Origin of the sequence: Novipirellula sp. (assembly GCF_041583735.1) — a bacterium.
Taxonomy (GTDB): domain Bacteria; phylum Planctomycetota; class Planctomycetia; order Pirellulales; family Pirellulaceae; genus Novipirellula.
Genome location: NZ_JBFHFD010000887.1, coordinates 1 through 2,763, shown reverse-complemented (window position 1 = coordinate 2,763; position 2,763 = coordinate 1). Strand labels below are relative to the sequence as shown.

Genomic DNA, 2,763 nt, shown 5'->3' with positions numbered 1-2,763 from the left:
GTTGCCCAGGATGCCAAGCAAACGATGCTCGCGCGGCTGCACGCGATTTGGGGTGCCGACCAAATCGCTCGTCTTGATACCACGAAAAATGGAGAACTGGTTGCTGCGATCACTCCGCTTGCCACGGACAGTGACGCGGTGATCCGCGCGGCCGTCGCCAATGTGATGGGGGAACGCAGCGACGCGGCTTCCGTCCCCACGTTGCAAAAAATGCTTACCGACGATTCACTTCGCGTGCGTTACTTTGCCGCCATGTCGCTCGCAAAATTGAAAGCAGGTTCGGCGATGCCGTTGGCGATTCAGATGATTGCCGAAAACAATAATCGCGACCCCGCGTTACGGCACGCAGGCCAAGTTTATCTGGCCAGTGCCTGTACCGCCGACTCGTTAGCGAAGTTAAACAAACACGAAAACGCGGCAGTCCGTCGAAGTGCGGTGGTGGCACTGCGGCGGATGAAAAGTGGTGACGTCGCCAAATTCCTCGCCGACGAAAGCACGGCGATCGCTCTGGAAGCGGCTCGCTCGATTCATGACGAACCGATTCCTGTAGCGCTCGGTTCGTTGGCCGCGTTTATTGAAACGCCCTCGGCAAACCTGCCCTTGTTGCGTCGCGTTATTAACGCGAACTATCGTCTCGGTACCCCCGCTAGCGCGATGGCGCTGGCCAAGTTCGCATCTCGCATGACCTCGCCGGAAGCAATGCGAATCGAAGCGTTGGATGCCTTGTTGAATTGGACCAACCGCGACCCACGCGATCGTGTTCTCAACGATGTCCGTCCGTTATCCGAACGCAGCGCCGCCGACCCAGTGGCCGCGATCGAATCGCAGATCGACACATTAATGGCATCCAGCGAACCGGTTCGCGAGAAAACCGTCGACGTCGCCTCGAAGCTTGGGATCAAAAAAATCGCTCCGACGTTGATCGCCCGTGTCAACGACACAACCCAATCGTCGCGTGCTCGCGGCTCGGCGATTGCCGGATTAGCGAAACTCGATGCGGCTCAGGCGGTAAAACTTGCCAAAGAAATTCGCTTGGTTCCCGCTAGCCAGCTGGCCGAAGCCGCGCTCAAGGTTCTCGCGGAACACGATCTTGCGGCCTCGACCGAAGTCTTTGTGGCGGCAACCGAAAGCCGTGACACCTCGATGCAGCAACTCGCATGGGATAGCTTGGCGAAATCGGATGATCCACGGGCGGTCGAAGCAATCGAAGCTGCCGTGAAACGTTACATCGCAGGCGAGCTCGCCCCCGAAGTGCAATTAAATGTGGTGGAGGCCGCCGAAACGCTACTTGCAAACGGCAAGTTATCCGAAGCGATCGGTAACGAATTAAAGAACTTCCAGACCACGCTTGCCGAAAATGATCCGCTCGGTGCATGGTTGGCGTCCTTAGAGGGTGGCAATGTCAACCGCGGCAAGATCTTGTTCGCCAAAACCGAACTATCTTGCGTGCGGTGCCACAAAGTCGATCGCGCCGGTGGCGAAGTCGGCCCCAATTTGACGACCATTGGCAAAGAAAAAGACGCCCGCTATCTGCTGGAAGCGATTTGTTTGCCAAATGCTGCGATCGCAAAAGGCTTTGAAACCGCAGTCATCGCCAACGAAGACGGACAAGTCGTTACGGGAATCGTAAAAAGCGAAACCGACGATTTTGTCGAGTTAATCCAGGGGGATGGCGCGTTGAAGCGAGTTTTTCAGGATGAAATCGTGGCGCGTCGATCAGGAAAATCCGCCATGCCCGACGACTTGCTCAAACAGATGTCAGCGCGTCAATTGCGGGATCTTGTCGCCTATTTAACCAGTTTGAAGGTTGACCCTCGCGCTCCAAGCGACGTCGAGTAAGCGAACGAGATGCTCGCGATACAACGTGATTCATCCAGCGCAACGATGAATTCCTAAATTTGTTTGCGTTACAACTGATTGTGACTTAGGGTTCTGTAATTCGATCCATTGATTGTGAACAAGCCGGGGGGGCCGTGCTGTTCGATGATGCAGCGGACGAATTGATATGCCGCGGATGTTTTGCCGTGCATGTATCGTCAAGCCCATTCCTTGACCCGATTGCTGATCGCAACGGAAGATCAGTTTGACGCAGTTTTAGGCGGAACCTTATCTCCCATGACTTGCCACGAACTTGCTGAACGAATCAACGACCTTCGTCCCGAATTGTCGCCTAGTGAGGTGGCGCGGATTAGTTTGCTGATTCTGACACAAACCGACGACGCACACCTTCTTGTCGACGACGATGCACTCACGCGTGTTTGGAAAAACGCCGCGTTTCGGCTCGACGCTGCAGCGGATCAACACGCAGCGGTCGCTGACGAATTAGAACAGATGTGTCACAACGGGCCGGTTCAATTCACTCCGGATCAATTGTGGACATTGCTACGGGCGGTCAAAGTCCAGAGCCAATTGTTGTCGCTGTACACCGACCAACCTGCGCTAGCGTAACGGCGGTTCTCTGCTAAAACGCACCCCCGTAACCCATCAATATCGCTAGCCACTCGGCGCGCGGCACGTCATTGCGATCACACACCCGTGTAATCCGTATAAGCGATCGAAACGGATGTCGAGTCGGCGATATCGCTAAGCTGCTGTTCGGAAATAACTTCGTCATTCGAGTTTTGTGACAAATCACGCGGGTGAAGTGTTTTCTATGTCGTGGACGAGACAACGAGTCCCGTCGTGCCACTAAGTCGCTGGGACTCGTAGCCTCGTCCACGACCTCCAAAGCTGGCCGACCTACGCCTATTCCAGTAAATCTCT

The 2,763-nt window shown here is 55.2% G+C and carries 2 protein-coding genes; both read left to right on the top strand.

Annotated elements, in window-relative coordinates; all coding sequences use genetic code 11:
• Positions 1-1,839, top strand: a 1,839-nt coding sequence (locus ABX962_RS34170; protein ID WP_372726137.1) for a HEAT repeat domain-containing protein, incomplete at its 5' end; no start/stop codon positions are given.
• Positions 1,840-2,115: 276 nt separating this feature from the next.
• Positions 2,116-2,448 (top strand): hypothetical protein, encoded by a 333-nt coding sequence (locus ABX962_RS34165; RefSeq protein WP_372726136.1) that lies wholly within the window; start codon positions 2,116-2,118, stop codon positions 2,446-2,448.
• The last annotated feature ends 315 nt before the right edge of the window (positions 2,449-2,763 follow it).